The sequence below is a fragment of the Micromonospora sp. M51 genome (assembly GCF_018070305.1).
Lineage (GTDB): Bacteria > Actinomycetota > Actinomycetes > Mycobacteriales > Micromonosporaceae > Micromonospora > Micromonospora parva.
Window position 1 is genome coordinate 1 of sequence record NZ_JAGPXZ010000286.1, and the last position, 7,110, is coordinate 7,110.

The 7,110-nt window shown below is 73.2% G+C and carries 9 protein-coding genes; 1 reads left to right on the forward strand and 8 read right to left on the reverse strand.

The features are described from left to right. From KBX53_RS16780 to KBX53_RS16790, 3 genes are all read right to left on the reverse strand, one after another. A partial coding sequence (locus KBX53_RS16780; RefSeq protein WP_305797956.1) for a beta-ketoacyl synthase N-terminal-like domain-containing protein occupies positions 1–442 on the reverse strand: 442 nt, incomplete at its 3' end. Next, positions 435–680: an acyl carrier protein gene (locus KBX53_RS16785; protein WP_210860253.1), complete on the reverse strand. Its 246-nt coding sequence runs from the start codon at positions 678–680 to the stop codon at positions 435–437. The genes KBX53_RS16780 and KBX53_RS16785, both read right to left, overlap by 8 nt. After that, positions 680–946: an acyl carrier protein gene (locus tag KBX53_RS16790; RefSeq protein ID WP_210860254.1), complete on the reverse strand. Its 267-nt coding sequence runs from the start codon at positions 944–946 to the stop codon at positions 680–682. The genes KBX53_RS16785 and KBX53_RS16790 overlap by 1 nt, the downstream gene beginning before the upstream one ends. 15 nt (positions 947–961) lie before the next feature. Here KBX53_RS16790 and KBX53_RS16795 point away from each other — a divergent pair, with 15 nt between their 5' ends. Then, a complete protein-coding gene (locus tag KBX53_RS16795) occupies positions 962–1,648 on the forward strand; it encodes a 4'-phosphopantetheinyl transferase superfamily protein (RefSeq protein WP_030332986.1) in 687 nt (228 codons plus the stop codon). On the opposite strand, the gene KBX53_RS16800 is transcribed toward KBX53_RS16795, so the two are convergent. From KBX53_RS16800 to KBX53_RS16820, 5 genes are all read right to left on the reverse strand, one after another. Beyond that, positions 1,576–2,925 carry a class I adenylate-forming enzyme family protein gene (locus KBX53_RS16800; RefSeq protein ID WP_210860255.1) on the reverse strand — a complete coding sequence of 450 codons (1,350 nt, stop codon included), beginning with the start codon at positions 2,923–2,925 and terminating at the stop codon, positions 1,576–1,578. The genes KBX53_RS16795 and KBX53_RS16800 overlap by 73 nt on opposite strands. 380 nt (positions 2,926–3,305) lie before the next feature. Continuing rightward, a complete protein-coding gene (locus KBX53_RS16805) occupies positions 3,306–4,127 on the reverse strand; it encodes a M55 family metallopeptidase (RefSeq protein ID WP_210860256.1) in 822 nt (273 codons plus the stop codon). A 145-nt stretch (positions 4,128–4,272) separates the two neighbouring features. Continuing rightward, positions 4,273–4,590, reverse strand: coding sequence for an antibiotic biosynthesis monooxygenase (locus KBX53_RS16810; protein ID WP_210860257.1), 318 nt, complete (start codon positions 4,588–4,590; stop codon positions 4,273–4,275). Continuing rightward, positions 4,587–5,834 carry a beta-ketoacyl synthase N-terminal-like domain-containing protein gene (locus KBX53_RS16815; protein ID WP_210860259.1) on the reverse strand — a complete coding sequence of 416 codons (1,248 nt, stop codon included), beginning with the start codon at positions 5,832–5,834 and terminating at the stop codon, positions 4,587–4,589. Before KBX53_RS16815 ends, KBX53_RS16810 begins: the two co-directional genes overlap by 4 nt. Beyond that, entirely contained in the window at positions 5,831–7,105 is a 1,275-nt protein-coding gene (locus tag KBX53_RS16820) for a beta-ketoacyl synthase (protein WP_210860260.1), read from the reverse strand. Before KBX53_RS16820 ends, KBX53_RS16815 begins: the two co-directional genes overlap by 4 nt. Positions 7,106–7,110: the final 5 nt, after the last annotated feature.

Below are 7,110 nucleotides of genomic sequence, written 5' to 3' on the forward strand. Positions count from 1 at the left end.
CCCGTTCGACGTCACCGCGGGTGATCTGAGCGGCGGCGTCGGCCACCGCCGTGCTCGCCGACACGCAGGCGCTGGTGTAGACCCGGGTGCGCCCGGAAAGGCCACATCGGGCGGCGAGCTGACCGGCGAGCACGGCCGGGGCCGGGCCGGTGGCCGGTCCGCCGTGGACGGCGAGCAGCAGGGCGCACCCGGTGCGGCCCTCGCGGTCCAGGCCGGCCGCCCGGCAGGCCTCGTCGATCGCGGCGGCCAGCTCGTCGGGCAGCGTGCCGACCTCGGGCACTGTGGCCGCCACGGTGACCCGACGGGCGGCGGTGTCGAACCGGCGTACCGGGCCGAAGGCCGGCACACCGGCCAGCACGCCGGCAATCTGCGCGTCGGCGCCCCGACCGAGGGCGCTGACGGCGTACACACCGGTGAGCTGGGCGACGCGCGCCTCAACCATCTGTGGGGGCGGTCAGCGACGCCCGGAACACCGCCAGGGCGTCGTCGACGGTACGGATGCCGGCCAGCTCGTCGTCGGCCAGGTCGAGTCGGCGTTCGTAGCGCTGCTCGACGAGGTGCACCAGCCAGGCGAGCTCCATCGAGCCGATCCGGTCGGACACCTCGGCGGCGGGTTTCGCGGTGAGTTCGGCGAGCATGCTCAGCAGGTCAGCTCGCCCCAGATCGGGCTGACCGCTCATCAGACCGGGTCGCTCGTGGCCTCGGCGACACGCGTGGCGACCATTGTGGTGAACTCGCCGACAGTCATCAGGGCCAGCTGCTCGGACTCGTCGTCGGCGAACGTCACGCCGTAGCGGTCCTCGACTCGGACGGACAGGTCGGCCAGGGCGAGAGATTCCAGGTCGACGCCGGACGGGCCGAGTGTGGTGTCGTCGTCGAGCCCCTCGACGTCGTAGTTCATGTCGGCGAGCTGCTCGACGACGAAGGCGCGGACCTCGGCTCTCATGGATACCCTCTCTGCGTGGGCCAGCTGACGGTGTCCGGTCGGGACACCGCCTACGTGTGGGTCGGCCGGGACACCGGCGGTCAGCCGGATCCGGCCGCTGTGCTGTTGCGGCGGGCGGGTGCTCTGCTGCTCGGCCGCGCGGAGACCGCCGTGGTGCTGACGCACGACAGCGCGGGACGGCCGGTGGTCCGGGTCGACGAGGTGACCGGACCGGTCGAGCTGGCGGTCAGCGTCAGCCGCACCGCCGGGCTGGTGGTGGTCGCCGCCCGTCGGGGCGGCGCGGTCGGGGTGGACGTGGAACGGATCCGCCCGCTGCCGGCGCTCGCGCTGGCCCACCGCTGGTTCCCGCCCGCCGAGCTGGCCTGGTTGGGCGATCGGCCCGAGGCTGGCCGGACGGTGGACTTCCTGCGGTTGTGGACCGCGAAGGAAGCGGTCGGTAAGGCGCTCGGGCGGGGGTTGCGCGACGGCGGGCTGCGCCGGTTGATGCCGACGCCGGGGCTGTCGTTGCGGCTGGTGCCCGGCGTCGAGCCCGTACGGGTCGGTCACCCGCCGCTGGGCGAGGGCCTGGTCCTGGCGGTCGCCGGGTACGCGGCCACGCGGGTCGACGTCGAGGTGGTGCAGGGGCCCGGTCACGGGCTGACCGCCGAGCGCAGCGCGTCGGTCGAGCGGACCAGCTTGCCGGTGGTGGTGCGGGGCAACTGATCGAGCAGGTGAAGCGTCCGGGGCCGTTTGTAGCCGGCCAACCGTTCGGCGAGGAGCTTGTCCAGCGTCTCCTCCGACAGCGGGCCGTCGGGTTGGACGTACGCGGTGATGCCGTCATCCCAGACCACCACCGCGGCGGCCACCCCGGTCAGCTCGGTGACGGTGGCCTCCACCTCGGTCAGGTCGACCTTCATCCCGCCCACGGAGACCTGCGAGTCGAGTCGACCGCGCACGGTGACCAGGCCGGTGTCCTCGTCGACGGTGCCGGCGTCGCGGGTGTGCAGCCAGCCGTCGGACCAGCGGGTCGGGTCGCTCAGTCCGACGTACGGCGACGCCGGGCAGGACACCCACAGCTCACCGCCGCGCTCCCGGACCTCGATGCCGGGCGCGGGGGCGATCGACGGTCGGTGTGCGCCGTGCAGGTCGGTGCCGATCACTCCGACCTCGGTCATCCCGTACATGTTGCCCAGGGGCACCCCGTACCGGTCGGTGAACGCCCGGGCGACGGCGGCGGGCACCAGTTCACCCCCGGTGGTCATCCGCCGCAGCTGCGGCAGGGGCCCGGCCGGTCGGGTGGAGGCGAGCAGTCCGATGTGGAACGGCACGCCCAGCACGGTGGCCGGTGTGGTGCCGGCACTGATGGCGGCCAGCACGGCGTCGCCGCTGAGGCGTTGGGGCGGGACCAGCTCGACCCCGGCGTGCAGCCCGTAGAGCAGGCCACCGACCAGGCCGAGCACGTGCACCATCGAGGGCAGCAGGATGATCCGCTCGCCGGGCAGCGCCACCCCGTCGATCCGGGTGTAGCGGTGCACCTCGGCGACCAGGTCGGCGGCGGTGCGGCCGATCACCTTGGACGGTCCGGTGGAGCCGGAGCTGAGCTGGATCACGGCGTGACCGCTGACCGCCGGACGGTCGGCATAGCGGGTGACGCCCTCGGTGACGTCGACGAAGATCTTCAGCGCGCCGCCACCGGTGCGCACCGGGGCGATCACCACCTGCGGGGTCAACCGGAGCAGCGCGCGGTCCACCTCGTGGTCGGTGAGCCGGTGGTCGAGCAGGATCGCCTGACCCCCGGCCCGCCAGGTGGCCAACAGGTTGACCACGTACGCCAGGGACGGGGGCAGACGCAGCGCGGCGGCGCCACCGGGGCGTAGTCCGGCGGCGGTGAGCCGGTCCTGCGCGGCGGTGACCAGGCGGTGCAGGGTGGCCCGATCGATCGGCTCGGGCAGTCGGAGACAAACGTCGGTCGGGCGGCCCGCGAACAGGACTTCGTCCACCCAGCCGGGGTCTGTCGCCGTAGGATCTTCTGCCGTCACTGCCGTTCACCGCCCAGCATGAAAGAGGGCGAATCCGCCCATCAGGTACGCTTGTCGGGGTGCTGCGGGGAACCATACGACGCCACCATTGCCATTGCTAGATGCAAATGGATGGATCAAAAGCAGCGGCCAGCCGGATTGCCGACAGCCCGTTCGGCGGACAGAATCGGGCGGGTGACCCGGCACAGCGTCACCGAGGCATGACGCCTCGTACAACCGTCGCGCGCCCTCAACCGGACGGCCGATGGCGTCGGTCGTCGGCTGGCCCGACGAGGGTGGGTCGCGCCCCGCCGGCTGCTGCCCGGCCGCCGTGGGCGCGCTCGGCGATGCGGGTACGCGCGCTAGTCCGGTTTGATGCTGGCGAGTTGGACCAGCAACTGAACGAGCCGGTAGGCCTCGGCGACGTCAACGGCGCGGAAGGCGACCGTCCGCCCGCCGCCGACGCGGGCCACACCCGGCACCAGCACCGCGAGGTCGACCATGTACGGGCCGTAGAGGTCGACCTCGACGTGCAACGGCCCGGCCATCGCCACCGGGGGAATCGAGGCGCGCCGGGCGATCGCGTCGGCGGCGGCGTGACGCAGCCGCTCCCGTGCCTCCTGCGGATGCAGCGCCACCGCGGCGGCCTGGCCCACTGTCTGCTTGACGGCGACGGTGACCGCCGAGGGCACCAGCTCACTGAATTCCGCGCAGGCGGTGTCGTCCCCGCTGAGCAGAACCACCGGCACGTCCAGGTGCCCCGCCATGGCGACGTTGAGGCCGATCTCGCCCAGCGATCGTCCGGCCACTCGCACGTCGAGGATGGCGTCGCTCATCGTGTGCGCCAGCACGGCGGGCCCGGCACCGGCCCGGGCGTGATAGCCGATGAGCAGCACGGCATCCGTGCCCTCGTCCAGCCCGGCGAGCATGCCCAGCGGGCGGGGTCTGCCCCGCACCAGGTGGGCACGCCGGTCGAGGTCCTCCGGCAGGAGGTTCCGGAACGTTCCGTGCGCGTCGGCGACCCACACCACCGCGCCGGGTTCAGCGTCGAGAACGCCGGCGATCGCCGCGTTCGCCTCGGCCGTCATCAACGCCCGGCCGCGCTCATAGTCGTACCGATCCGGGTTCGTCTCACTGGGATGCACAACCCCCGAGAGGCCTTCCATGTCCACAGAGACCAGCACCTTCATAAACCCCGAACCTACGCCCCCGCGCGACCCCGCCCCACCGCGCCGATCTTGCACTTTCGGTTGTCGAAACGGGTGGCATGTCTATGCCGCGACACCAAGTGCAAGATCGCGGAGAGGCGAGCCGTGGGGGCGCGGACGGTCAGGCTAGGGCTGGGGTTTGGGCGTGGATGTGGAAGCGCAGGGAACGGGCGTCGGTGAAGCACTCCCGCATCGGGCGCACGAGGTCCCGGTGTTCGGGGCTGCGTTCCCACTTCTCGAAGTCGGCCAGGGTCGCCCACTCACTGGTGATCAACCACTGCTCCGGGTCGGTCGACGAACGGCACACCTGGTCGACGAGGTGCCCCGGCACGCCACCGGCGACCAGGTGCCGCACCTGCTCGTACGCGGCGAGGAACGCCTCGGTGCGCGGCACCGGCACCCGTACCAGGAAGACCACCCGGGCCCGCTGCTCGGTCATGACGGCTCTCCCCTCATCGGCGCGGCCCCGCGCAGGACCAGCGCGCTGTTGAATCCGTCGAAGCCCCGCGCACACACCAGCGCGAGCCGGCTGCGCGGCCGGCGGTGCTCCCGGAGGAAGTCCAGCTCGCAGCCCTCGGCCACCTCGTCCGGGCCGGCCGACGCGGGCAGCGTGTCGTGGGCGAAGGCGAGCAGCGCGGTGGCCACGTCCAACGCCGAACCGCCCTGGTACGCCCGACCGGTCAGCGGTTTCTGGGTGGTCACCGGCGGCGGCCGGTCGGCGAACACGGCCCGCAGGGCCTCGGCCTCGCTGCGGTCGTAGCGGGGCACCCCGAGCGCGTCGGGCAGCACCACGTCGATGCCGGCCGCGGCGACACCCGCCCGGTCCAGGGCCAGCCGCATCGCGCGCGCGTACTGGGCCGGGTCGCCGGTGCTCTCCGCCGTGGTGTGCGCGGCGTCGTGGGTTGACCCCCACCCGCTCACCTCGCCGTAGACCCGGGCACCCCGGGCCAGGGCGTGCCCCAGCTCCTCCACCACGAACACCGCTCCGCCCTCGGCCGGCAGGTAGCCGCTGGCCGTGGCGTCGAACGGCCGGTACGCCCGCTCCGGGTCCGCGACGTCGCTGAGCAGCCCCGAACGCAGCTGGCACGCCAGCGCGTACGGGCTCAACGGGCACTCGGTGGCCCCGGCGATCACCACCGGGGTGCCCCGGCGTACCGCACGGGCGGCGTGCGCCAGGCTGTCCAGCCCACCGGCCGACTCGGCGACCAGCACCCCGCTCGGGCCCTTGAACTGGTGGTGGATGGAGAGCTGCCCGACGCTGGCCGCGTAGAACCAGGCGATCGACTGGTACGCCCCGACCGTGCGTGACGTGCCGCCCCACAGGCGCTGCAGCTCCCGCTGACCGAACAGGTTGCCGCCGGACGAGCTGGCCAGGGTCACCGCGTAGCCGTACGGGTCGGGTGCCCGCTCGGGCAGGCCCGCGTCGGCCAACGCCAGCCGGGTGGCGGCGAACCCGAGGTGGGTCCACCTGTCGGTCTGCACCAGCTGCCGGCTGTCGGCGTACGAGTCGGCGGTGAACCCGGGCACCTCCCCACCGAAGCGGGTCGGGTAGCCGGACGGGTCGAACAGGGTGATCGGCCCGGTCCGGCGGGTGCCGGCGAGCACCGTACGCCAGTGCGCGTCCGCGCCGATGCCGCTCGGCGCGACCACCCCGATGCCGGTCACCACCGCCCGGGACGTCACGCCGCCACCGCGCCGACCATCCGACGGAACACCATCGCCGACTGGAAACCGCCGAACCCGCTGCCCACCGAAAGGGCCACGTCCACCGGGACCTCCCGGGCCTCGTTGGGCACGTAGTCCAGGTCGCACTCCGGGTCCCGGGTGCTCCAGTTCGCCGTCGGGGGCACCACACCGAACTCGATGGCGAGGGCGCACGCGGCCATCTCGATCGACCCGATCGCGCCGAGCGAGTGCCCGACCATCGACTTGATCGAGCTGATCGGCACCCGGTACGCGGCCTGGCCCAGCGCCCGCTTGAACGCGGCCGTCTCGTGCCGGTCGTTCTGGCGGGTGCCCGAGCCGTGCGCGCTGATGTAGGAGACCTGCTCGGGCAGGATCCGACCCTGCCGCAGCGCGTCGGTGACGGCGAGGCCCATCTCCAACCCGTCCGGGCGCAGCCCGGTCATGTGGAAGCCGTTGCTGCGGCTGGCGTAGCCGGCCACCTCGCAGTAGATGTGCGCCCCCCGCCGCCGGGCGTGCCCGGCCTCCTCCAGCACCAGCACCGCCCCACCCTCGGCCAGCACGAACCCGTGCCGGTCGGCGTCGAACGGGCGCGAGGCGTGCGCCGGGTCGTCGTTGTCCGGACTGGTCGCCTTGATCGCGTCGAACGAGGCGACGGTGACCGGCGAGATCGGCGAGTCGGACGCGCCGGCCAGCATCACGTCCGCCTCACCGTCCACGATCATCTGGTGGGCGTACCCGATGGCGTCGATGCCGGAGGTGCAACCGGTGGACACCACCTGCGCCGGGCCGTGCCACCCGTGCCGGCAGGCCACGTCCGCCGCAAGGCTGCTGGGCACCAACGCCTGATAGAGGTACGGGCCGCCGCGCGCCCCGTCCACCAGCCAGCGCCGGCCGTGCTCGCTCACTGTGACGTACTCCTGCTCCAACGCCATCGTGCCGCCCACCGCGGTGCCCAGCACCACCCCGGCCCGGTCGCGTTCCGCGTCGGTGAGCACCAGTTGGGCGTCGGCCACCGCCTCGGCGGAGCAGGCCAGCGCGAACTGCACGTACCGGTCGGCCCGGCGTCGCTCGGTCTCGCTGAGCCCCGCCGCTACCGGGTCGAAGTCGCACTCCGCCGCGATCTGCGACCGGAACGCCGACGGGTCGAAGAAGCTGATCCGCCGGGTGGCGGTCCGCCCCTCGGTGATGGTCTTCCAGAAGCGGTCCCGGCTGGCGCCGCCCGGGGCGACCACCCCGATCCCGGTCACCACCGGGCGGCGCCCCGTCATGATCC